Source organism: uncultured Granulicatella sp. (assembly GCF_963515095.1).
GTDB lineage: Bacteria > Bacillota > Bacilli > Lactobacillales > Aerococcaceae > Granulicatella.
The window spans coordinates 1-25,006 of record NZ_CAUPXD010000009.1; the positions used below are offsets into that span (position 1 = coordinate 1).

Annotated in this window: 24 protein-coding genes; all 24 read right to left on the reverse strand. The window is 32.9% G+C overall.

Annotated elements, in window-relative coordinates:
- Positions 1-106: 106 nt before the first annotated feature.
- A complete protein-coding gene (locus tag RWL86_RS03410; protein WP_314077181.1) occupies positions 107-673 on the reverse strand; it encodes a hypothetical protein in 567 nt (188 codons plus the stop codon).
- A gap of 528 nt (positions 674-1,201) precedes the next feature.
- Positions 1,202-2,428 (reverse strand): peptidase T, encoded by a 1,227-nt coding sequence (gene pepT, locus RWL86_RS03415; protein ID WP_314077182.1) that lies wholly within the window; start codon positions 2,426-2,428, stop codon positions 1,202-1,204.
- Between the two features lie 17 nt (positions 2,429-2,445).
- Entirely contained in the window at positions 2,446-3,570 is a 1,125-nt protein-coding gene (locus RWL86_RS03420; RefSeq protein ID WP_314077183.1) for a Nif3-like dinuclear metal center hexameric protein, read from the reverse strand.
- Entirely contained in the window at positions 3,557-4,267 is a 711-nt protein-coding gene (locus tag RWL86_RS03425) for a class I SAM-dependent methyltransferase (RefSeq protein ID WP_314077184.1), read from the reverse strand. Before RWL86_RS03425 ends, RWL86_RS03420 begins: the two co-directional genes overlap by 14 nt.
- Before the next feature lie 18 nt (positions 4,268-4,285).
- Positions 4,286-5,053, reverse strand: a complete 768-nt coding sequence (locus RWL86_RS03430) for a DeoR/GlpR family DNA-binding transcription regulator (RefSeq protein ID WP_314077185.1) — start codon at positions 5,051-5,053, stop codon at positions 4,286-4,288.
- A gap of 72 nt (positions 5,054-5,125) precedes the next feature.
- Positions 5,126-6,883: an aspartate--tRNA ligase gene (gene aspS / locus RWL86_RS03435; protein ID WP_314077186.1), complete on the reverse strand. Its 1,758-nt coding sequence runs from the start codon at positions 6,881-6,883 to the stop codon at positions 5,126-5,128.
- Positions 6,884-6,898: 15 nt separating this feature from the next.
- On the reverse strand, positions 6,899-8,215 hold the full coding sequence (gene hisS, locus RWL86_RS03440; RefSeq protein WP_314077187.1) for a histidine--tRNA ligase: 1,317 nt from the start codon (positions 8,213-8,215) through the stop codon (positions 6,899-6,901).
- Between the two features lie 424 nt (positions 8,216-8,639).
- Positions 8,640-9,326 carry a hypothetical protein gene (locus RWL86_RS03445; protein ID WP_314077188.1) on the reverse strand — a complete coding sequence of 229 codons (687 nt, stop codon included), beginning with the start codon at positions 9,324-9,326 and terminating at the stop codon, positions 8,640-8,642.
- A complete protein-coding gene (locus RWL86_RS03450) occupies positions 9,310-9,477 on the reverse strand; it encodes a hypothetical protein (protein ID WP_314077189.1) in 168 nt (55 codons plus the stop codon). The genes RWL86_RS03445 and RWL86_RS03450 overlap by 17 nt, the downstream gene beginning before the upstream one ends.
- A gap of 210 nt (positions 9,478-9,687) precedes the next feature.
- The gene (locus RWL86_RS03455) at positions 9,688-10,680 is read right to left on the reverse strand and encodes a glycosyltransferase family 2 protein (protein WP_314077190.1); all 993 of its coding nucleotides are present in this window, start codon (positions 10,678-10,680) and stop codon (positions 9,688-9,690) included.
- A 9-nt stretch (positions 10,681-10,689) separates the two neighbouring features.
- A complete protein-coding gene (locus RWL86_RS03460) occupies positions 10,690-12,129 on the reverse strand; it encodes a hypothetical protein (protein ID WP_314077191.1) in 1,440 nt (479 codons plus the stop codon).
- 193 nt (positions 12,130-12,322) lie between these two features.
- Positions 12,323-13,714, reverse strand: a complete 1,392-nt coding sequence (locus RWL86_RS03465) for an ATP-binding cassette domain-containing protein (protein ID WP_314077192.1) — start codon at positions 13,712-13,714, stop codon at positions 12,323-12,325.
- On the reverse strand, positions 13,714-15,228 hold the full coding sequence (locus RWL86_RS03470; RefSeq protein ID WP_314077193.1) for an ABC transporter substrate-binding protein: 1,515 nt from the start codon (positions 15,226-15,228) through the stop codon (positions 13,714-13,716). The genes RWL86_RS03465 and RWL86_RS03470 overlap by 1 nt, the downstream gene beginning before the upstream one ends.
- A complete protein-coding gene (locus RWL86_RS03475) occupies positions 15,225-16,013 on the reverse strand; it encodes an ABC transporter permease (protein ID WP_314077194.1) in 789 nt (262 codons plus the stop codon). The genes RWL86_RS03470 and RWL86_RS03475 overlap by 4 nt, the downstream gene beginning before the upstream one ends.
- Positions 16,010-16,945, reverse strand: coding sequence for an ABC transporter permease (locus tag RWL86_RS03480; protein WP_314077195.1), 936 nt, complete (start codon positions 16,943-16,945; stop codon positions 16,010-16,012). Before RWL86_RS03480 ends, RWL86_RS03475 begins: the two co-directional genes overlap by 4 nt.
- Before the next feature lie 13 nt (positions 16,946-16,958).
- Positions 16,959-17,690 carry a class I SAM-dependent methyltransferase gene (locus tag RWL86_RS03485; RefSeq protein ID WP_314077196.1) on the reverse strand — a complete coding sequence of 244 codons (732 nt, stop codon included), beginning with the start codon at positions 17,688-17,690 and terminating at the stop codon, positions 16,959-16,961.
- Positions 17,690-18,466, reverse strand: coding sequence for a class I SAM-dependent methyltransferase (locus RWL86_RS03490; RefSeq protein WP_314077197.1), 777 nt, complete (start codon positions 18,464-18,466; stop codon positions 17,690-17,692). Before RWL86_RS03490 ends, RWL86_RS03485 begins: the two co-directional genes overlap by 1 nt.
- Positions 18,467-18,624: 158 nt before the next feature.
- Positions 18,625-19,725 (reverse strand): 3D domain-containing protein, encoded by a 1,101-nt coding sequence (locus RWL86_RS03495; RefSeq protein WP_314077198.1) that lies wholly within the window; start codon positions 19,723-19,725, stop codon positions 18,625-18,627.
- A 91-nt stretch (positions 19,726-19,816) separates the two neighbouring features.
- The gene (gene accA / locus RWL86_RS03500) at positions 19,817-20,584 is read right to left on the reverse strand and encodes an acetyl-CoA carboxylase carboxyl transferase subunit alpha (protein WP_314077199.1); all 768 of its coding nucleotides are present in this window, start codon (positions 20,582-20,584) and stop codon (positions 19,817-19,819) included.
- Positions 20,581-21,444: an acetyl-CoA carboxylase, carboxyltransferase subunit beta gene (accD, locus tag RWL86_RS03505; protein WP_314077200.1), complete on the reverse strand. Its 864-nt coding sequence runs from the start codon at positions 21,442-21,444 to the stop codon at positions 20,581-20,583. The genes accA and accD overlap by 4 nt, the downstream gene beginning before the upstream one ends.
- Before the next feature lie 12 nt (positions 21,445-21,456).
- Positions 21,457-22,827: an acetyl-CoA carboxylase biotin carboxylase subunit gene (accC, locus tag RWL86_RS03510; protein ID WP_314077201.1), complete on the reverse strand. Its 1,371-nt coding sequence runs from the start codon at positions 22,825-22,827 to the stop codon at positions 21,457-21,459.
- 3 nt (positions 22,828-22,830) lie between these two features.
- On the reverse strand, positions 22,831-23,262 hold the full coding sequence (gene fabZ / locus RWL86_RS03515) for a 3-hydroxyacyl-ACP dehydratase FabZ (RefSeq protein ID WP_006702538.1): 432 nt from the start codon (positions 23,260-23,262) through the stop codon (positions 22,831-22,833).
- Positions 23,263-23,272: 10 nt separating this feature from the next.
- Entirely contained in the window at positions 23,273-23,761 is a 489-nt protein-coding gene (accB, locus tag RWL86_RS03520) for an acetyl-CoA carboxylase biotin carboxyl carrier protein (RefSeq protein ID WP_314077202.1), read from the reverse strand.
- A 3-nt stretch (positions 23,762-23,764) separates the two neighbouring features.
- Complete coding sequence (gene fabF, locus RWL86_RS03525; protein ID WP_314077203.1) at positions 23,765-25,000, reverse strand: beta-ketoacyl-ACP synthase II; 1,236 nt, start codon at positions 24,998-25,000, stop codon at positions 23,765-23,767.
- Positions 25,001-25,006 lie beyond the last annotated feature (6 nt).

Sequence of the window (25,006 nt, forward strand, 5' to 3'; positions counted from 1 at the left end):
TCATAAGTTTGTTGAAATTCTGGATATAAATTGAATTCTTTCAGAGCGTTAATAATAAAATCTTCATTCACAATTTCATTTAGTAGATTGTCAATTTGCTCCGATGTTAACCTTCTTTCCATAACTCTACCTCCTTAATTTTCTGAACATTTCTTATACAATATTCAAGACCATTTGGAACATTAGAATTCATTGTATCAGACAGCACTGATACAGTCCATGATTTTACACAATCACATTGCTCAATGCCAAAAAAGTCCTCTGAATAACGTTTTATTAGATGTTCTAACATTATACCTTCTAATTCAGATTGATTTCCATTTCTTAATTCCCGACATAAACTCTTAAATATAGGTAAATTCATGAATTTCTCACGAAATTTTTGGTAAATTTCATTGTGTTCTTCATTCGTCAAATCTAAAATATTCATATCTTCTAAATTAAGTCTAATTAGAATAACTGCTGTTTCACTTCGAATTTTTTCAGAAATATATTTTTTACATATATATATTTGACTGAAAGCATATACACCATAACCCAAAGTTCCAGGTTTCTTTTGAAATGATGTTTGATTAAAATTCCATTTAGGTAAATTAAAACCCATATTTAAAATAGATTTTGCGCCTTCCTTTGTTGTACCATGATATAATTCTTTTATCCTGATATCAACCATCTCCCATTCGTAAAATAAACAAAGTATGATTATTTACATATAGCTTTTCATACGGCTTTTTTATCAATCAAAACCTGTTCTTAAACATATCTCATTATAACAAATTTACGTCAAACAAACAATATAATATGAAATTATTTTTGTAAATGAAAGTGATTAATATTGCCACCATGTAATAGTATTTTGGTCAATTCTGTATTAAAATCTCATTTATAAGGCACTTTTTTGTTAATTATTCCTGATAGCTTAATTCTATAACTAGTGGTTTTTTTATACTTTTTTTAGGTTTAGAAAAAATATTGTACACTCTCTCAGTTTTAACCGTCCAAAATAAAATTGGCTTTTCTCTACCGTCAGTATATACAGAAGAAGCACATCGCAAACGTACACTCATAAACTTCCGTCAAAATATAATTAGCTTTTCTCTGTAGCTGATGACCAAGGCTCGATTTTTAGCAATGAGACTCGCTATGCGAGGCTGCTTGCGCCGTAGCTACTAAAGAAAAGCTATATTATATTCTTTATTTTTTATTTCGCTAGTAATTGCGCAATTTCAATAATAACATCTCGTGCTTTTTCCATTGATTCTACAGCGACGAATTCATATCGTCCGTGGAAGTTTTCTCCACCTGCAAAAATGTTTGGTGTTGGTAAGCCCATAAATGAAATTTTAGAACCATCTGTACCACCACGAATTGGTTCAATAATTGGCGTAATAGATAAGTTTTCCATTGCTTTTTGAGCAACTTCAACAGCTCTAAAGTCTTTTTCAATGATTTCAGCCATATTGTAATATTGATCATTCATATCAATTGAAATGCGATTGCTATCTAATGATGCGTTTAGTCGATCTGCAACTAATTGTAAATAAGCTTTTTTCGCTTCAAATAAGTTACGATCATGGTCACGAATAATATAGACTAATTTTGCTTCTTCAACGACACCATTAGCATACATTAAATGATAGAATCCTTCACGTCCAGCAGTATGTTCTGGTACTTCAAATTCAGGTAAAGCATTTTGGAATTGACGTGCAAGTTCTAAGGCATTCACCATTGTATCTTTTGCAGTTCCAGGGTGAACATTTTTCCCTTGGATTGTAATTTCAGCTTGAGCAGCATTGAAACTTTCGTATTCTAATTCTCCTACTGGGCCTCCATCCATAGTATAGGCAAAGTCACAGCCAAATTCTTCCACATCAAATAAATCAGCACCACGTCCAATTTCTTCATCTGGACCAAATGCTACACGAATTTTTCCGTGTTCGATTTCAGGATGAGCTAATAAGTATGCACCTGCAGTGACAATTTCACTAACACCTGCTTTATCGTCAGCTCCTAATAAAGTTGTACCATCTGTTGTAATTAATGTTTTCCCAACATAATTTTTTAAATTTGGAAAATCTTTTGGAGATAAAACAAATTTACCTTCTTTATCTAATACAATCGCTTCTCCATCATAGTTTTCATGGAATTGAGGTTGTACATTACGAGCTTCAAAATCAGCTGTATCTACGTGAGCAATAAATCCAACAACTGGTACTTCTTTTGTAGTTGTAGCTGGAATTGTTGCCGTTACGAAACTATTTTTAGGATTTAATCTTACATCTTGATAGCCTAATGCTACTAATTCTTCTACTAAGTCCTTTAAAAACTCTGTTTGACTTGGTGTTGATGGAACAGTTGTGCTTGCTTCATCTGAGCGAGTTTCTTTTTTTACATAACGAATAAAACGATCAATTAATTGATTTGGCATATTACATTCCTACTTTCTTATAAAAATTCAAATGGGTCTGTATCAATCGTACTTTTAATCACTGATACATTCCAATTTTCTTCTTGATTCCATTGTACAAGCCAGTTCGCTAATTTTTCAATACAAACGACTTCAATATGATGCCCTGCATCCACTAATAACATTGGAGATTCTTGAATATCATGAGCCACATGATACGTAATATCGCCTGTTACAAATGCATCTGCCCCCTTAGCTACAGCTGCTTGGTAAAAACTTCCACCAGAACCCCCTAAAACGGCAACTTTACGAATCTTGTATAACGAACGATTTCGTGGAGTGACAAAACGTAATCCTTTTAATTGGAATTGATTTTTGACATAAGTGACAAATTCTTCGACAGATAATGGTTCAGGTAATTGTCCAATTCGTCCAATTCCTAGTGTTTTTGCATCATTTTCTAAAGCCCACACTTCATAAGCTGGAACTTCATAAGGATGACTTGCTTTCATAGCAGTAATAATAGCATCCACTTGATTTTCATAACAGATAACTTCTACTTTTTCCTCTGCTACTTGTTCTGCTTGATTCACTTGTCCAATTGCAGGATTTGCTCCTTCAGTTGGTGTAAAGCGTCCTACTCCACTAGTAGTAAAACTACATTCCTTGTAACAATCACCAATTTGTCCTGCTCCTGCTTCATGCATTGCTTGACGAACTGCGCTAGCTTGTTCTTCAGGCACAAACACGGCAATTTTCATTTGGCGAAGTGTTCCTGTTGGAGATAGTACTTCTACTTTTTCTAATTGTAGGACTTCACTTAACCAATCATTGACTCCGCCTGAAACAACATCCAAGTTTGTATGAGCCGCATAAATGGCAATATCATGTTTTAAAATTTCTTGGTACATTTTATGTTGCGGATTTGTTAAATCAAATTGTTGTACCGGTCTAAAAATCAGCGGATGATGGGCTATAATTAAATCAACATTTTTTTCAATAGCTTCTTGAATGATTGAAGGACGAATATCTAACGTCGTCATCACTACTTGGACTTCTTGATTCCAATCCCCAAAATGTAAACCAATTGGGTCTTTTCCCATTGCTAAAGACTTCGGAACTCTTTGTTCAAATTTACGAATAATCTCTCTAACGGTTGGCATTGTCAATCAATCCTTTCAATTCAAGATATTGATGGTTAAATTTTTCTACTTTTTCAGTTGGAACTTCTTTGCTATTTTTCAATTGTACTAAAATTTCTGCAATTTTACGTAATTGTCGTTCCCATTTACGAATCACTAAATCTGTTGGATTCTCTATTAATTTTGGACCGAATTTAATTTGCGTTGCTGTTAATGGGACACTCTGTTCTCTTTTTTCCGCTACAATAATTTCATACAAGCGATGATGATCTTCCACTACAACTTCTTCTAAAATTTCATAGTGATGGTCCACTAACCACTGTCTTAATAAATGTTCTGCAACATTTGGTTGCAACACTAATTTCTCATTACCCGTTAACGTACCCTTTACTCGACCTTGTTCTAAAATACGAGCAATCAATTCTCCACCCATTCCACAAATAGAAATAGCTGTAACTTCGTCTTTAGAAGTAACAACATCTAATCCATCCCCTAAACGAACAGAAATTTTATCCGTTAAAACATAGTCTTGAACGGTTTGCTGTGCAGACTCGAAAGGACCTTTAACTACTTCACCTGCAATAGCACTAGTAATCAATCCTTGCTGAATGGCATACACTGGTAAATAAGCATGGTCAGAACCAACATCACATAATAATGTCACTCCTTCTATAAAAGAAGCAACGGTTTTCAGTCTTGGACTTAATTCTACTGTCATCTCCTACTCCTTTCTACATTAAGAAATAAATAAAACTTTTACACCAATACTCTTTAAATAAGAAACTGTTTCAGCATCAGCGGAATAATCTGTAATCAAATGCGTAATCATCGAACAATCTGCCGTATGGAAATTAGACTCTCGTCCAACTTTAGCTCCTTCAGCAACAACAATCTTAGGACCATTCGTCCGTTCTAAAATCACACGATTGACTGCTGTTTCGGGTAAAGCAACAGTCGTAATTCCATTTTTATTAATGCCACCGACACCTAAGAAACAAATATTCGCACGTGCTTTCGAAAAAGAGTTAATGGCAAAATCGCCGACTAAAGATTTCTTTTGTTCGAAAATTTCTCCTCCACTTAACACAATCGAAGCTTTTGAAGAGGCTTTTTTAAAAATAGATCGTCCATTATTCGTTAATATCGTAACATTTTCATCTGCTAAATAATTCAATAATAAAAAGGCTGTAGAACCTGAATTAATAAAGACCATATCATGTTCACGTACTAAACCGGAGGCTCGACGAGCAATATTTTTCTTAGTGGAATTATATTGTTTTTGATCAATATTTTCTTTTTCGATTTTACCTGTGATATATTTTGCTCCACCATAAAATCGTTCGATCAATCCTTGATCTTCAAAACGTTGTAAATCTCTTCGTATTGTAATTTCGGAAACTTCTAATCTAGAAGATAACTCTTCAACTGAAAGTTGCCGATGTTCTTGTAATAATTTTAAAATTTCTTGTTGTCTTTTAAACACAACACCTTTGCTATTTTTCATTAGTATTCGTTCCTTATTTTTCTCTATGAAGAACAGAGGAGAAGCCTTCAAAGACTTCTCCATTGCTCATTTTTAGCGAATTTTTAAAGATAATTCTTGTAATTGTTGTTCAGATACTGGACTTGGTGCTTGTGTCATTGTATCCATTGCTGAACCGTTTTTAGGGAATGCAATCACTTCACGGATGTTATCTTCCCCAGCTAATAACATGACTAAACGGTCTAATCCTAATGCAATTCCTCCATGTGGTGGGAATCCATAATCTAATGCATCCATTAAGAATCCAAATTGTTCTTGTGCAGACTCTTTTGTGAATCCTAATACGTTAAACATTGCTTCTTGCATGTCTCTTCTATAAATTCTTAATGAACCTCCACCTAATTCATATCCATTTAATACAATATCATAAGCTTGAGCTTTAGCTGCTGCAGGATTTTCTAATAAAGCATTAAAATCTTCATTTACTGGACGAGTAAATGGATGGTGCATTGCTTGATAACGATTTGCATCTTCGTCATATTCTAATAATGGCCAATCAACAACCCATAAGAAATTGAATTTAGATTGATCAATTAATTCATGTTTTCTACCAAAGTGTAAACGTAATTCAGATAATGATTGAGCTACAACACTTGGTTTATCCGCACAGAAGAAAATAATATCTCCAACTTCTGCATCTAATCGTTCTCTTAATGCTGTTTCTTGGTTTACTAAGAATTTAGCGATTGGTCCTTTTAGACCATCTTCTTCAACTTTCAACCAAGCTAATCCCTTTGCTCCATATTTAGCAACAAATTGTGCTAAGCTATCTGCATCTTTACGTGAATATTCATCTGCTAATCCTTTTAAGTTTAAAGCTTTAACATGTCCACCATTTTCAACAACTGTACTGAACACTTTTAAGTCAGAATCTTTTACAATATCTGCTACATCAATTAATTCTAATGCAAAACGAGTATCTGGTTTATCATTACCATAACGGCTCATTGCTTCAGCAAATGAAAGACGTGGGAATGGAGTTGTTACTTCTACTCCTAATGTATCTTTCATCACTTTTTTCAACAAACCTTCCATCATTTCTTGAATTTCTTCAGCTGATAAGAAACTTGTTTCAATATCAACTTGTGTAAATTCAGGTTGACGGTCTCCACGTAAATCTTCGTCACGGAAGCAACGAACGATTTGGTAGTAGCGGTCTAATCCCCCACCCATTAATAATTGTTTAAATGTTTGAGGTGATTGTGGTAAAGCATAGAAACTTCCTTCATGTACACGAGAAGGTACTAAGTAGTCACGAGCTCCTTCTGGAGTTGATTTTGCTAAGTATGGAGTTTCTACATCGATAAATCCTTCAGTATCTAAATATTCACGAATCGCACGAGTTGTTTTATGACGTAAACGTAAGTTTTCTAATACAGGTTTACGACGCATATCTAAATAACGATATTTCATACGTAATTCATCTGATGCTACTTTATCATCTTCAATATAAATTGGTGGAGTTTTAGCTTTCGCTAATAATTCAACATCATGTACTTCTAATTCCATTGTACCCGTTTTTAAGTTTGGATTTGCTAATCCTTCTCCACGTAAAGCAACAGTACCTGTTACTTCAATAACATATTCTGAACGTAATGTATCCGCAATTTCAAAAGCTGCTTGGTTATGTTGTGGGTTAAATACAACTTGCATCACACCTTCACGGTCACGTAAGTCGATAAAAATAACTCCACCATGGTCACGACGTTTTTGTACCCAACCATGTAATGTAATTTCTTTTCCTACTAATTCTTCTGTGACTAATCCACAATAAATTGATCTCTTTTTCATACAAATCCCTACTTTCTATTTTCCAAAATATTCATCAATTGCTGTTGTATCCATTGTTGCTTGGCGGAATAGACTATCAAAATCTTCATATACATCTGCTAAGTCAACTTTTACTTCTTTACCAGTACTCATTACTTTTAGTGGAACTTGACGACTTGCCAATTCTTCTTCTCCTAAAGTAATCACAACTTTTGCTCCATATTTTTGAGCATTTTTAAATTGAGGTTTTGCTTTTCTACCGAAGAAATCACGATCTACAGAATACCCTTGTTGACGTAAAGAGATAGAAAGTTTTAATACTTCCTCTTCCGTTTCTTCTCCTAAACCAACAATATAAGCATCTAATTCTTGTAAGTCAGGAATTTCTACTTGTTCATCTTTCATTAATAACACAAGTCTTTCCATTCCTAATCCAAATCCGAATCCTGGTGTTTCTGGTCCATCTAATTCTTGAACAAGACCATCATAACGTCCTCCACCACAAATCGTTGTTTTAGCACCAAATGATTTTGAATCCGTCATAATTTCAAAAATCGTATCTTGATAATAATCTAATCCACGAACCATTGTTTCATCAATTTCAAATGGAATTTCTAAGGCAGTTAGATATTGCTGTACTTTTTCAAAGTGACTACGTGCTTCATCAGATAAAAATTCTAAAATACTTGGTGCATTTTTTACGATTTCAATATCACGTTTATCTTTACTATCTAATACACGTAATGGATTTTTGTGAAGACGATTTTTAGAATCTTCACTTAATTCTTCTGCAAATGGTTCTAAATAATCAATTAAAGCTTGTCGATATGCAATACGATCTGCAGTTTTACCTAGTGAATTAATCACTAAACGCATATTTGATAATCCAAGTTCTTTTAATAAATCCCATGCCATTGCAATAGTCTCAACATCTGTTGCTGGATTTGTTGAACCAAATACTTCTACCCCTAATTGGTGGAATTGTCTTAAACGACCTGATTGTGGACGTTCATACCGGAACATTGGAGCCATGTAATAAACTTTAAAAGGTTTCTTATGTTCTGGCCCAAATAATTTATTTTCTACATACGCACGAACGATAGCTGCTGTTCCTTCTGGACGTAATGTAATATGACGGTCACCTTTATCATAAAAGTCATACATTTCTTTAGAAACGATATCTGAAGTATCACCCACACCTCTACTAAATAATTCATAGCTTTCAAACATTGGTGTACGCATTTCTTCGAATTGATAATCGCCTAAAATAATGCGAGCTGTTTCTTCAATGTAATGCCAAATTTTTATTTCCTCTGGTAATAAATCGGCTGTTCCTTTTGGTTTTTGAATCATTTTATCCCTACTTTCTATGTATAAAAAATTGTGTAAAAAAAATCCTGACTCAAATGAATGAGTCAGGACGATTATTTCGTGGTACCACCTAAATTTGAACAGAGTCTTCTCTATTCCTCTACTAAATAACGGCTCTTTTGCCGGAATAACTTTGCATTATTCTCCTCCAGAGTGTCTTTCAATTCTTTCAGTCTTATGAGAAACTTTCAGCCACGATTTCTCTCTCTAATTGCTGCGAATCTACTTAGCTCCTTCACTGGATTTCCTATGAAATTGATACTAATTTACTAAAAAGTTAACTGTTTGTCAAGTAATGTGAATAGAAATGTTAAATTTGTGTCAAACACAAGTGATACTGTCTCAATGAAATACAAGAGTCTGGTTTTCTGGTATCTGCAACCACTCGCAAAATTAAATAACAGAATTACGAATTCTCAAGCTTGGTCAAGTCTAATGCCATCGGCTGATAAGATTGATTTTCATCATTTACTATCGAACCGTATTTAGTAAAACCAAAACTCTCATAAAAATTGATTACCTTATCATGGTTTACACTATCCAACACAATAGTCTGTCCACCAATAATCTTCCGAGCTTTTTGAATTTGAGTAAGAACTAAATTCATCAAATCATCACCACTGATTCTTTTATCAGCTTTATAGTTTTTTCCGAATTGAGCTATTAGAATAGCTGGAATTTCTGAAATATGTTTTGCGGCAGAACGCTTTCCACTGGTCAAAAGCTTCTTCTTTTGACTATTTGATAAGTCATCCATTTTAACAACTTTCAATGTTAGAGAGAAAATTCCAAGCAAATCACTAGAAGAATTTGGCGCTTCCACAATAAACGAACGTGTCTTATTATCCAACTCATCCTTTAAAGCTAATTTAGAAAAATAATCAAGCATATCCTGGTTTCCATTAAAATCAAACTCTTCTATTACCAGATTAGAAAGAGCTAAATAGGTTTCTTCTTTAAAATGATTAACACTTTTTTCATTTGAAGGATTTAACCTTCCATCTTCCATCCAGTTTTTCCACATAGTATTGTAGATAACATCCTTGTAGAACTCTTTTAATGGGGTTATAACTAAATCATCTGAGATAAGCATCAAATCTGCCTTCTGTCCTATGTGGTCTTTCAACTGGTTTAGAAGATTTCTTAATAGCATCTAGGAATTTTTTAGTTGGAGCTGATTGCTTAATTTTTTTCAAGTCTTCTTCAGTAAAAACTATCTCACGAGTAATGCTAATTGTAGCCATATCTAAACCTCCTATTAATTTATCATAATAATTATCTCTATTATACCCTTTACAACGCTTCTAAGTCAATTTAGAGAACCATTTACACTGTCATCTGTAAAACACAAGTGATACTGTCCAATTAATGTTACAATTTAGGATATTTCGTCACATTTTGATTTACACTTGATAGTAATACAAATAGAAATGTTAAATTTTGATGATAGAATATTATTCAATTAATAACCTTTTACCATTTTCACTACTATTGTTTTCTTCATATGTTCTTTTAGAAATAATATATCTGGGTCTGTTTTTAGTTTCTAAATAAATTTTTCCTATATATTCACCAATAACCCCTAAACTAATGAGTTGTACTCCTCCTAATAAGCTAACAATAGCATAGGTACTAGCCCATCCTGCAACACTTTCTCCTGTAAGTTTAGTCCATAGAACCCAAACAATTAGTAGAAAACTAAAGAATGATGTACAAACTCCTATAATAGTTATCATACGAATAGGCTTTACAGATAAACTTGTAATACCATCAACTGCTAATTTAACCATTTTAGAAAGTGGATAATGACTCTCTCCTGCGATTCTTTCTTCTCGTTTATATGTTACAATCGAGTATTGAAAACCAACTAAAGGCACAATTCCTCTTAAAAATAAGTTAACTTCTTTATATTTGCTTAATTCTTCAATAAATCGTTTACTCATCAAACGATAATCTGCATGATTAAATATAATTTCAGCACCAAAAAAGCTCATTAAACGATAAAAACTTTCCGCTGTAAATCTTTTAAAAAACGTATCTGTTTTTCTATTTTCTCTTACTCCATATACAATTTCAGAACCTTTTTCATAAGCTTCTAGCATTTTATTTACACAATGAATATCGTCTTGTCCATCAGCATCAATGGTAATAACTACGTCTGCATATTTTTTAGCCTCGAATATTCCTGCTAAAACACTGCTTTGGTGTCCACGATTTCTACTTTGGCTAATTCCAACAACAAACTCATTATTTGAATATTCTTCTATTAAATTCCACGTATCATCAGTACTTCCATCATTCACATACATCACTCTTGATTGTTGAGAAATGATTTCTTTTTCTACCAATTCTTGAATTTTATCTTTAAAAATCACATTGGTAAAAGGTAAAACTTTTTCTTCATTAAAACATGGAATAACTATATATAAGATTGGCTTTTTCTTCATTGAAACTCCTTAATTATTTTTAAATTTATAAATACTCATACTTTCAATTTCTTTTTCAAAATCATAGTGTTCTTTTATATATTCTTTAATAAATTCATCTGTTAATCTACGATAATCCCATCTTGAATCAAAAACAATATATTTCGGTGGATTATTTAGGATAGAATTTTTAAAATCATCAATTAAAGGTGTTTCATCCTTTAACGATGGAATAAAGAAAAATTTTGTACTAGCTAATCGATCACTTTCTAAATAAATAATTCCATTCATTCTATGAGAATAAATTCTATCGTCATTATATGTATGAGTACGAATATAGTTAGCTACTTCTCTCTCATTAACAGACAAGTCTTGATAACGATGTGAAATATTATCTTTTATTTCCTTTAAAGGATGATAATAAATGATACACATTCCAATTAGTAATATCACAATTCCATATTTTGATAAATAATTGTTAAAATAATCCATAAAAATACTAATATAAGGTACATATAATGGAATCAACACTAATAAATAATGGAAATATGTTCTCTTTGAAACTAATGCAACCACAATACAAAAAATCACTAATAGATTATAAGCAATGACTTTCCAATGATATTTTTTTAATGCTAGTAAACTAGATAACACTATCAATATATTTATTTGTAATTGATTTGTTTGTAATAAATACCATTCAATTACTTCTTTTAGCGAATACTCACTCGGCTGTTTAGAATAAATCATATTTACAATAAATGACTGATAAAACATATCAGTTAATGCACCATTCATCATTAAATATAAAAATAATGGCACAAGAATTAGAAGAATTCCACTTAAAAATAATCCTATTAATTGAATTAAGTCTTTATACTTTTTTTGATAGACTAAATATACAGTTATGTATAAAGTAAAAAATAACCACATTCCTACCATATTAGCTTTTGTAAAAAATACAATAGAAAAAAATAAACCATTTAGTACAACTTCCATTGGTTTAATTTTACTAGTTAATGAATAGTTTAAAAATACATATAAAGAATAACTGATACAAGGTAAAATATAACCTTCTAATCCCCATCCACCTTCAAAGTACTTTTCAAAAATAATAAATACAATAACATTAACCAATATAGAAATGGTTTTATCCGAAAATAATCGTGAGATACGATAAGTCCAATAAAAAAATAAATATATACACAATAAATATAATGCTTTTATCCCTAAAGGACCGGCAACAAAGTACCCTAATGCATTAAAAATAAAAATAAACGGTCCCTTATGATCAAACAAATTAGTATACATTACTTGACCATGATTCATCGCATATCCAAAATATTCAAATATACTAGCATCATAAAGTGCTAAACCTTTTCGAACACTTGTCGTCATCGATAACCAAACTATTATCATTAAAACAAAGGATACAAAATTACCAATGAAAAAACCCTTTTTAAATTTCAATGAACATCCCCCTAAATGTATCATAATATACAAGTATTATATCATAATCTAATAAAATTCGTTGAATATCTTTAATATTTTGTAAAATGAAAATCCCTTACCATTTTATTAGTAAGGGATTCTCAAACAATATATTCTATTTTTTAAGTCTTCTTTTTTTCTCATTCAGATGTTTTTTTCTATATCAAGACTATCATCGCCCTTCCGTTAACACAATAACATTCGAGCAAATCGATTCAATCAACGACTGATTATGGCTAATCAATACTATTGTCATATTGGTTTCTTCTTGAACTTTTTGTAACACTTTTATAACTTTTTCCTGGTTTGCATCATCTAGAGAACTCGTTATTTCATCACAAATCAAGCACTCAGCTCTCGCTAATATAGCTCTTGCAATGGCACAGCGTTGACACTGTCCTCCAGATAATTGATGAGGATATTTTTCTAGCCACTCGAATTCTAACTCTAGAGTAGTAAATAATTCCTGTATCATTTGAATTCGTTCTGTCTTATTCTTTATTTTCCGCATGAATCTTAACGGTTCTTCTAAACTTTTCAAAATCGTTTGATTTGGATTAAAAGATAATAAGCTATTTTGGAATAAATACTGAACTCTTCTGTAATAGCTTTGTTTTTCTTGAGCGAATAATTCTCTTAATTCCTTTCCTTCAATCTCAATACTGCCTTCATATGGGATAAAACCAGATAAAATCTTTGCAAGAGTGGTCTTCCCTGCTCCTGAATGTCCAATGATTCCAGTTACTTCATATTTTGGAATATCAAGTGTAAGATTTTGAAGAATAACATCCTCATCTTTATAATGGTTCGATACGTTTTTCAATTGAAAGAATACTTCTTTTTGTTCACCGTGTTCTCGAACAAAGGAATATTTTTCTTGTAACACTTCCTTTTTATCCACAAAATGACCCTCTTCTAAAGTCAACACTCTCGTACAAAATTGATACGCTAACTCTCGCTGATGTGTCACCATAATGGTTGCAGTATGAAACTGCTTTGCTAGAAGAAGGATTAATTGCATCATCTCCATTTGCAAAGGAATATCTAAAGCACTAAAAGGTTCATCAGCAATAATTAACTTCGGCTGATTGATAAATGCCATTGCAATCATCACTCTTTGTAGCATTCCTCCAGATAATTCATGAGGATATAATTGCAATACTTTTTCTTCTAATTGAACCATTTTTAGAGCTTCTATCATTGTTTGATAATTGGGTTGTACCATTAATTCTTCCAACTGTTGTCTAATTGTAAATAAAGGATCTAAACTATGTTGTCCATTTTGGAAAATGATGCCAATATCCTGCCTTAAATATTCTCTTCTCTTTTTACTAGATAATTTCAACCAGTTTTCTTCTAAAAACATCATTTCAGCAGCATTCATCATTACTTTTTGATGAATATTACCAAGTAAACATTCTAAAAAAGTTGATTTGCCAATACCCGACTCCCCAATAATTCCAATGACTTCTCCTTCTTTAATGGAAAAATCTAAATCTTTGAGAACCACTTCCTGTCCATATGAAGCATTTAATTGTTTAACTTCAAAAATTGTCTGTCCCATTAGTCTTTTACCAATTTATTCGTAATATGATAAAAATCAGATGGAGAAAGTTCAAAATGATGAATATAGTTGTTCATTGCTCCATGTAAGTTGACAAATCCAATGTAATCAACGACTGCTTCATCTCTTGCATAATCTTGAATTTCTGTCACTTCACTACGAGTTTTAGCTTCATCTACTTCATGAGCTAAGGTTGTAATTTTTTCATCTAACCATGAGTCTGAATTTTTCACATAATTTAAGGCTCCATCACTAGATAAAGTTGCATTTAAGAAATAATGAGGATCTCCCGTTGGCAATGTTAATGCGGAAGCTAATGCAATGTCATAATCTAATTGATTTAATCCGTCGACTTTTTCTTGAATATCAATTTTCAAATCAATCCCCAATTGTTTGAATTGTTGTTGGAGTGCTGTAGCAATTTTTTCATTGGCTAATCTCTTATATGTTTTTAGAACAATTTGTAATGGCTCATTTTGCACATTCACTAAAATCCCATCTGCATTTTTTGTTTGATAGCCAGCTTCTGCTAATAATTGTTTCGTCATTTCTGGTTGATATTGTTTATTAGCAAATGTACCACTTGAATAAATACTAGAATCTAAAAAGGCACCATCTGCAGGAGTGACATGACCTTTTAAGAAGTCTTGTGTCAATTCTTGTTTATTAATCGCATGTAAAATCGCTTGACGTACTTTTCTATCTTGTAATCTTGCTTTATTCAATTCTAAATGATACGTTCTTGTACTTGGTTGATTATACACTTGAATAGAAGAATCTTTCATTAATGAATCGGCTACATCATCATTTAAATCTAATCCACCATCAACTTCTTTTGATTTAATCGCTAATTCCAATGTTTTTTGATCTGGAATTAATTGATAATGAACTTCCTTAATCGAAGCATTGCCATCCCAATAATGAGTCGAAGCCGTTAATGAAATGGAATCATTTGGTTTAAATTCTGTCACTTCATAAGGGCCCGTTCCTATAATTTTATCCGTACTTGTTACATCTACAATCGCTGTTTTAGCATCCACTAATTCATGAATAAACTGAGGACTTGGTTTTTCAGTATGAATTGTAAAAGTTAGTGAATCATTAGCAGTATAAGTAGATGTTTTAAAAATTTTACCTGACTTATGGTTTTCCCCTACTCTTTGAATGCTAGCTATAACCGAATCACTCGTAACAGGATTTCCATTAGAAAAAGTAAGGTTTTCTTTTAAATGAATTTCCCATGTTTGATCATCAATCTTCTTATAAGAGGATGCTAACCATGGTTCTACATCAAAGTCCTTTGTTAAACGGAATAATGTTTCTCCAATTCCAAATCGAATCGTATACCAACCTTCCCAATCTTTTGCTGGGTCAATTCCTGCTGTAAATTGAGAATACCCAATTTTAAATGTTGAAGTTTGACTACTTTCTTGTTGTTGAGATGCTGGCTGTACAGGTGCACATCCCACTAAAACTGCTGCTGCAATAGTTAATAACATATTTTTTAATTTCATAAATTTCTCCCTTTCTTCTGTTGAATCCAATGATGAATTCCATTAAACATAATAATCGTTATCGTAATCGCAAGTCCTGGTGCAATCATTAGCCAAGGTGCTTGTTCAAACGATAATCTTCCCTCATTTAACATTGTTCCCCATTCTGGTTGAGGAACTTTCACTCCTATTCCTAAAAAAGATAAAGTTGCTAAACTTAAGATAGTACTCGAAATATTGACGAGCATATACGTCACTAATGGTTGTTGAATATTTTTTAAAATCGTCATCATCCGATACCATAATGGAGCTCCTTGCATATACATTACGGTGACATATTCTCGAACTTTTATTTTACGAATTTCTCCTCTTGTTAATTTGGCATAATACGGTAAATAACTTATTACAAGAGCAATGACGCCATTTCTTAACCCTCCACCTAATACTCCAGCTACCGTAATGGCTATCAGTAAACTAGGAATAGCTAATAAAATATCTAACATACTTGTTATGATTCTGTCGATCCATCCACCAAAGACTCCCGCTAGTCCTCCTAGAAGAATACCGCCTAAATAAGATAATCCAACAATGAACAGAGAAGCTCCAATTGAATATCTAGCTCCTACAATCACTCGAATAAACACATCACGACCAAAATCATCAGTACCAAACCAATGACGAGAACTTGGTGGACTTAACAAATCATTGGCATTCATCGTTTCATAATTTAGGAAAATTGTACTCCACAATAGTAATGCAACTACTAAAATAATAATTCCAATTCCCCATTTTTCCCTTTTTATCATGGCAACTCACCGCCTTTAATACGGGTATCTGTCCTATTTTGTAGTCCATCAGAAATTTGAGTAAGTACTAAATATAAAAAGCTAATACATACAACAATCATTTGTACGAGTGGATAATCTCTCGAACTAATACTATCCATTAATAACTTCCCAATTCCTGGCCAATAAAAAATAGTTTCTACTACAACAACACCCGCCATTAGAGAACCAAACGATAGTAAAATAATCGTCACCATTGTAGGAAATATATTTTTCAATAAATGTCGTTGAAAGATTTTGGACTCTTCCATTCCACGGTAATAAAGCACTTTAACATATTCCTGTTGTAATTCATGTTCTAACAACGCTGAAAATTGTTGAATAAATTTTGCACTCACTGGAATAACAATTGTAATAATCGGCAATATTAGTCCAATACCACCTTGTTTAGCCAGTAAAGGAACCCATTTTAATTGAACACTAAATACAAACATCAAGAAATAACCAATCACGAAAGATGGTAATGACATTTTGAAAAATAGAATCAATTGAAGGAATGATTTTACAATCCGGTTTTGACATCGTACAAAAAATATCGACAATGGAATCGAGATTCCTAGTGAAACTACTAGAGTTATCACTGCTAATTGAATCGTATTCATAGCTGCCGGAATGATTAATTTCTCAGTCTTGATATCAGACACTAAACTCTTTCCAAAATCTCCTTGAAGAAATTTATAAAGCCAATTTCCATATTGTACAAGTAATGGTTGGTTTAGTCCCATTTCCTCACGCATGAGCGCAAGAGCTTCTGTAGAGACACGACCTGTTCCTGCTGACATTTTGACAGAAGCTGGGTCACTAGGTGCTAGATGAATGAGTAAAAATACAAAAAATGAAATACCGACAAATAATACAACTATCGTTAAAAATTTTTTCAATCCTTTAAACATCCACTCCCACTCCTTACTTCTTAGCACATAGTAAGAATAAAGGTGTTGGATTATAAAATTCATCTTTTTCAAGATAAATTCTTTGGCTAATCGATCGATCAATTTGAAGAGAGTCAACTTCTTGATTTAATAAATAGTGCACATCCCATTGAGGTCGCACTTCGCTAGAAATAGATAAACTTCTTTGAATCATTTCGCATTCTGTTAAAGTATCTTGACTTAAATGATGATGAGCATGATGCTGTGGTAAATGACTCGTATCTGTCATACTAGAAGCACCATAATTCCCATCAATATTTATGAGTAATCCACCTTTTTTTAATACTCGAAGCCATTCCTGATAAGCTTTTGGAACATCTGGTAATGTCCAAGTAACATTTCTTGCAATGACGATATCAAAACTTGCATCTTTAAACTCAAGATTTTGAGCATCCATGACTAAAAATTGCGCATCGAACTTCTCCTGTTTAGCAAATACAGTAGCTAAATGAATCATTTCCTTTGTTAAGTCAATTCCTATTACTTCATGACCCATTTGACTTAAAATGCCTGTAAAAAATCCTGTTCCACAACCAATATCTAAAATTTTTAACTCAGTCTTTTGTGGCAAATATTTTTCAAATTCTGTAATCCATCTATCTTTTAATGGGCTATGAAATTCTCTTGTTCGTTGCTCTAAAAAAGAAGCACTTCGATTTGTCCAATAATTTTCAACACGTTCTTGTATCGTTTGTTTCGATGTCATTACGAATCCTCCTTTACAACTTTTATACAAAACATCGGTGTTGCACCATAATTTAATTGTTCTTCATAATCCCACACTAAATCTCCAAAATTTTCTTCCATTTCTACTGAAATTCCATCTTGAGTAGAAAAATATTCCATATCCCATTGCGGTCTTTGTTGATACGTCAAAGGTAATTGCTGAACAATCCAATTCATTTTTTCCTCATCAACACCTTCGCCTTGCCAATAATCTTCTAACTTTTCTTCAATGGCTCTTTTGCGTTTTTCTTCAAATTCTTTTGCTAATGATTCATTTTGAAGAAATGCATACCAATTAGCATCGAAGATGAATAAAGTTCCATTTGGTTTCAATACTCTTAACCATTCTGAATAAGCTTGTTGTGGTTTTTCTAAATTCCAAGTTAAATTTCGACTAACAATAATATCAAATGTTTCTGATTTAAACTCTAACTTTTGAGCATCCATTTGAATGAGTTGTATACTTGAATTTTTTTTGCCATATTTTTGAATATTCTCTTTGGCAACTTCTAGCATTTTATTAGAAACATCAATCCCCGTTATTTTTGTATAACCTAATTCTTCTAAGATAATTGTAAAAAATCCAGGGCCTGTTCCTATATCTAATACTTTAAGAGTTTGATTAGCTGATAACAATCGTTTTAATTGGTCTTTCCATCTTTCTCTTTGAGTTCCCTCTAATTCTTTTTGATTCACTTTAGAATATCCTGTATATCGATGATTCCAATAGCCTTGTATTTCTTCTAATAGGTTCACATTTGTTACTCCCTTTTCACCTTACTTCTGTAATTTCTGTTACAAGTTTATCAAAGAGTTTTCGATTTAATGTTAACAAATCATCACATCAAAAATTTATTTTTCAATGAAACGTTTGTTAACAAAAAAAGAATTCCAGATTAAATCTGAAATTCTTCTTAATTCAACACTTTTATCGTAATTTTTTGTCTTCCAAAATCCACTGCTTGTTGTACTTCCGGATAATGTAAATCAATTCGATTTCCTTTAATATCTCCACCTGTATCACCAGCAATCGCCACTCCATATCCTGGAACTTCCACTAAAGTTCCTAAAGGAATTTGAGTAGGATCTACTGCAATGACATTCGGATTCTCTCTTAAATCAATTCCCATCGCTGTATAATTATTTAGCCCAGGTTGTTTATAAGAATAAGCTGTTGCTTCTGCCGCGAATTCTTTCCCAGTAGAGGCAGTTGTAGAAGATTCTACTGTACTCTTCGTTAAAACTTTCTTTGACTCTTTCTTTTGGAGATACTGATCGACTGCTGAAGGTTTAATTTCAGTAGACCGTTCATTCTTCTCCTCTTGAACAACTTCTTTTTTAGATTCATCCGGTGCATGATGCGTTGTTGGTTCTGTATTTTCAGAATTCTGTTTGGCTTTCAATTCTTGTTCATGTATCGCAAACAATGCTTCTTTATTAGTAGAAAGATTTTGTTTTAACACTTGAATACTTTCTTCATATAAAGTAGATTCTGTTTGTAAATCTTGTTGTTTTCTTAATAAACTATCTTCATTCTCTTTTAATTCTTGTTTAGAAATAACTAATGAATGAACTTCTTGTTTGTAATTTCGTATTGTTAAAATATCTGCCTTGAATATCTCTTGAATCGCAAAAAAGCGATGGAAAAAATCAGAAATACTCGCTGCCTGAAATAGTTGAATAAATCGTTGATACATAATACCACTTGACTGTAATGCTAATAACCGTTGTTTCACAACTGATTCTTTTTCCAGTAATTTTTCTTGTTGTTGATTAATTTGTTGTTCTAATAATGCTTGATTGGATGCTAATTCCTTTAAATCGTTCTTTAATGTTGCAACTTGACGATACTTCTCATTAGCAAAATTTAATTTTTGAGAAAGTTCTTGCTCTAATTGATGAATGGATTCTTGAGAAATTTCTTGTGCATGTATGGATATAGGAGAATGTGTCAGTAATAGAGCTACTACTCCCGTAATGACAATATTTTTTCTTAATTGCTTATCCAGATCCACTCACCACACTTTTCTCATAGTATTCTCCATTATACAAATTCTATATAAAAAAAACGTAACAACCGTATTACAGTGTTGTTACGTTTCACGATTAATATTTTCTAAATTTTTCTAAGCGTTGGCTTACTAGTTCTTCCTTTGATTTGGTACGCCATTCTTTTAAAGATGCCAATAAAGAAGTTTGAAGTTCTGTCGCAATTTTTTTAAACGAACGGTTTTTCTCTAAAATAATTTTATCGACAATTCCTTCTTCGAGTAATTCCTTACTTGTAAATTTCATTAATTCACTTGCTTGTTCTGCTTTTGTACTATCTTTCCACAAAATCGAAGCAAATCCTTCTGGAGATAAGATTGAATAAATGGCATATTCCATCATCCAAACTTCATTAGCAACGGCTAATGCAATGGCTCCGCCACTTCCACCTTCACCCATTAAAATAGCAATAACTGGAACGGTTAAATGACTCATCTCTTGAAGATTTTTAGCAATAGCTTCCCCAATCCCTCTATCTTCAGCGCTTTTACCACAAAAAGCTCCAGCTGTATTAATCATTGTAATAATTGGACGATTAAATTTTTCAGCCTGTTTCATCAGTCTTAAACTTTTTCGATAACCTTCTGGATGAACTTGTCCAAAATTACGCTCAATATTTTCTTTTAAAGTATGGCCTTTTTGCATTCCAATGACTGTAACTGGAATCTCCTTTAAACGAGCAATACCACCAATAATGGCAGCATCATCTGCAAAAAAACGATCTCCTTTTAATTCAATAAAATCATCAAAAATTTCGTCAATCCATTCTTTAGTAGTTGCACGGTTAATATCACGTGCTTTTTGGACGATTTTCATTGGTTTCATCTGAGTTCCTCCTCTAAAGAATGTAGACTTAGAATAGTTTTTAATGTTTCTTTTAACTGAGTACGATGAATGATAGCATCAATAAATCCATTTGCCTGTACAGTTTCTGCTTGTTGGAAATCATCCGGTAACCTTTCTTTCATCGTTTGTTCAATGACACGTTTACCAGCAAATCCTACAATAGCTTTCGGTTCACTAATAATAATATCCCCTTGCATCGCAAAACTTGCTGTGACACCACCAGTTGTAGGATCTGTTAATACCGTGATGTACAATAATCCTGCTAAGTGATGTGCTTGTACTGCTGCACTAATTTTTGCCATTTGCATTAAAGAAAAAATCCCTTCTTGCATTCTAGCACCACCAGAAGCTGTACAAACTATAATTGGAAGCTTTCTCTTTGTTGCTTCTTCAAAGGCTAAAGTCAGTTTCTCACCAACGACTTGTCCCATTGAACCCATCATAAAATAAGAATTCATAATTGCTAAAACAAATGGTAAGTGACTAATTTTTGCAAGACCAACGCTTACAGCTTCTTGTTCTCCTGTTGTTTGTCGTGCTTTTTTCTGTTTCAAATCATACCCTGGAAACTCAACGGGTACTTTTACCTTTGTATCAACAAACCATTCTTCAAACTCATCTGTCATAAAAGCAATTCTTTGTTTTGGTGTTAATCTAAAATGATAATCACAATTTGGACAAATTTGAAATTCCCCAATATCATCCAAATAAACTGTTTTTTGACATTGAGGGCATTGAATCCATTTTCCATCGGGAATCATTGGAGCTTTTTCAGATTCTACTACATCAACAGGATTCTGTTTTAATGAAATATAAGGACGTTTTTTAAATAAACCCATCTAATCACCCCTTTATGGACGAGACTCATGAAACCACTCTGCTAAGAATTTTTCTTCTACAACATTTGTCGTATAATCTCCTCTTTCAAAGAAAGGTGTTACTAATAAATCTTGTAAAAATTCTTTATTTGTCTCTACGCCTTCAACTACTAATTCTTGAAGAACTCGTTGCATTTTTGAAATAGCCTGAGTTCGACTTGGTGCATGGACAATTAATTTTGATAACATGGAATCATAAAATGGTGGAATTTTATATCCAGAATATAAGGCAGATTCAATTCTTACACCTAAACCTCCATTTGGTTGATGTAATACTTTAATCGTTCCAGGCGCTGGTCTAAAGTTTTCCCTTGGGCATTCTGCATTTAAACGACATTCGATAGAGTGCCCTTTAATTTGAATGTCATCTTGAGTAAAGTTTAATCTTTCGCCAAATGCTACTTTTAATTGCCATTCTACTAAATCAATTCCTGTAATCATTTCTGTAATAGGATGTTCCACTTGGATACGAGTATTCATTTCCATAAAGTAGAAATTTTTATCCTCATCTACTAAAAATTCAATCGTGCCCGCATTTTCATATCCTACTGATGTTGCAGCTAATACAGCTGCTTGCCCCATTTTTTCACGTAATTCGTCATCTAAATAAGGACTTGGAGCTTCTTCAATAATTTTTTGATTTTTTCGTTGTAAAGAACAATCACGTTCCCCTAAATGAACAACATTACCATGAGAATCTGCTAAAATTTGAAACTCAATATGTTTGGCAGGATAAATGATACGCTCAATATACACTTCTTCATTCCCAAATCCTTGAAGCGCTTCTTGTTGAGCTGCTAAAAATTGTTTTTCAAACTCATCAATCGTTTGAACTTTACGAATTCCTTTTCCACCGCCACCTGCGACAGCTTTAATTAAAAGAGGAAATCCAATTTTTTCTGCAATTTTCAATCCTTCTTCAACAGTTGGAACAACCCCATCACTACCTGGTATAACGGGAACTCCTGCTTTCATCATTTGTTTACGAGCTTGTGCCTTATCCCCCATCATTTGAATAACATGTGCACTAGGTCCAATAAATTTTACTTGACATTCCTCACACATTTTTGCAAATTTAGGATTTTCTGATAAAAAACCAAACCCTGGATGAATGGCTTGTGATCCAGTTAATACAGCTGCACTTAAAATATTTTCAACATTCAAATAAGATTCTTTACTAATATTTTTACCAATACATACTGCATAATCTGCTAACTGTACATGTAGTGCTTCAGAATCAGCCTGAGAATATACTGCTACTGTTTCAATTTGAAGTTCTCTACATGCACGAATCAATCGACAAGCAATTTCTCCTCGGTTCGCAATTAAAATTCTTTTAAACATATCCTACCTACCAATAATAAAGGTTAACTCCGCTTCACAGACAACTTTACCATCTACAAAGGCTTTTGCTTTCCCAATTCCTGCATATTCTTTTAATTTAAGAATATCCACTTGAAGCGTTAAAACATCACCTGGTGTTACTTTTTTTCTAAATTTCACGTGATTTAAACCACCTAAATAAGCAGTTTTCCCTTTAAAACTTTCTAATGATAATAATGGAATTGAGCCAGCTTGTGCTAATGCTTCAACAATTAATACTCCTGGCAATACTGGTTCTCCAGGGAAATGTCCTTGGAAAACATGCTCATTATACGTTACATTTTTAGTAGCAACCACGTGCTCACCTGGAATTAATTCTTCAACACGATCAATATATAAAATCGGAAAACGATTTGGAATTAATTTCATTACATCTGTTACTGTCATTACACTCATGATGAACCTCCTAAATTTTCTTTAAAGCAAATAATTCTTGCCCATAATCTACCATTTGTCCATTTTCAACAAGTATTTCTACTACTTCACCAGAAATTTCTGCAGTAATTTCATTCATAATTTTCATAGCTTCGATAATACATACTGGTTGTCCAACTTGAACTTTATCTTGTACTTGTACAAAAGTAGGATCATCTGGAGAAGGGGCTAAATACACAATCCCCACAATTGGACTTTTTATATATTGTAAATCTTCTTTTGCAACTACTTCTTGAACTTCAGGCGCTTTAGTAGCTACCGTTTCAGCAATGATTTCCTTTGTAGGTACAAGTGCCACTGGCTTTTCTTCAATCGTTTCAACAACTTGTTTAGAATCACTTACTGGATAATTTTCTCGTTTAGAAAGTTGAAGATTTACTCCTTCTTGTTGTAAATGTAATTCCATTAAACTTGAATGATCGAATAACGAAACAATAGCTTTTAAATCCTCTATATTCATATATTACCCTTTCCACTTTTTAAAGCATAATACTGCATTATGTCCACCAAATCCTAATGAATTACTAATGGCAACATTTACTTCTTTTGCAACACCTGTTAGTGCTGTTACATTTACAGAACATGCTTCATCTTGTTCTTTTACATTAATCGTCGGTGGAATAAAATCCTCTCCAACTGCTTTAATACAGGCAATCGCTTCAATAGCTCCTGCAGCACCTAATAAATGTCCTGTCATTGATTTTGTACTTGAAACATGTACGTTATCTGCAGCTTCTTTTAAAGCATAGCGAATTGCTGTTACTTCAGAAGAATCATTTGCAGGAGTACTTGTTCCATGTGCATTAATATAATCTACATCACTTGGAGATAATTGCGCTTCATTCAAAGCCTGTAAAATTGCTTTTCCTGCACCACTACCATCTGGTGTAGGAGCCGTCATATGATAAGCATCAGCTGTTGCTCCATAACCAACGATTTCAGCATAAATCGTTGCTCCTCTTTTTTGAGCATGTTCTAAACTTTCTAAAACAACAACTCCTGCTCCTTCCCCCATCACAAAACCATTACGGTTTTTATCAAATGGGATAGAAGCTGCATTTGGGTCTTTGCTATTACTTAATGCTGTTAAAGCAGCAAATCCTGCAATCCCAATTTCACAAATCGTTGCTTCTGAACCACCAGCTAAAATGACATCAGAATAACCATGCTTAATATTTCTGAAAGCTTCACCAATCGCATGAGTTCCACTTGCACAAGCTGTTACAATCGAAGTACAAATTCCTCTAGCTCCTGTTTTCATTGAAATATTTCCAGCAATCATATTCCCAATTGTCATCGGAACAAATAATGGAGCAACTCTCGTTGGACCTTTGTCATGCATTTTGATGATTTGTTGTTCCATCGTTGGTAACCCACCGATACCAGAACTTACAATGACACCAAAACGGTCAAAATCCGTATTTTTATGAGTAATTCCACTATGTTCAACTGCTTGTAACGCTGCCGCAATTCCATATTGGCAAAATAAATCCATTCGCTTTGCTTCTTTTCGGTCCATATATAAAGTAGGATCAAATCCTTTTACTTCTGCAGCTACATGAACATCAATATCTTTCGTATCAAATTTTGTAATGAAATCTATACCATTTTTACCATTTTTCAATCCATCCCAAAAACTGGCAACATCATTTCCTAATGGTGTAATAGCACCCATTCCTGTAATGACTACTCGATTCATGTTTTT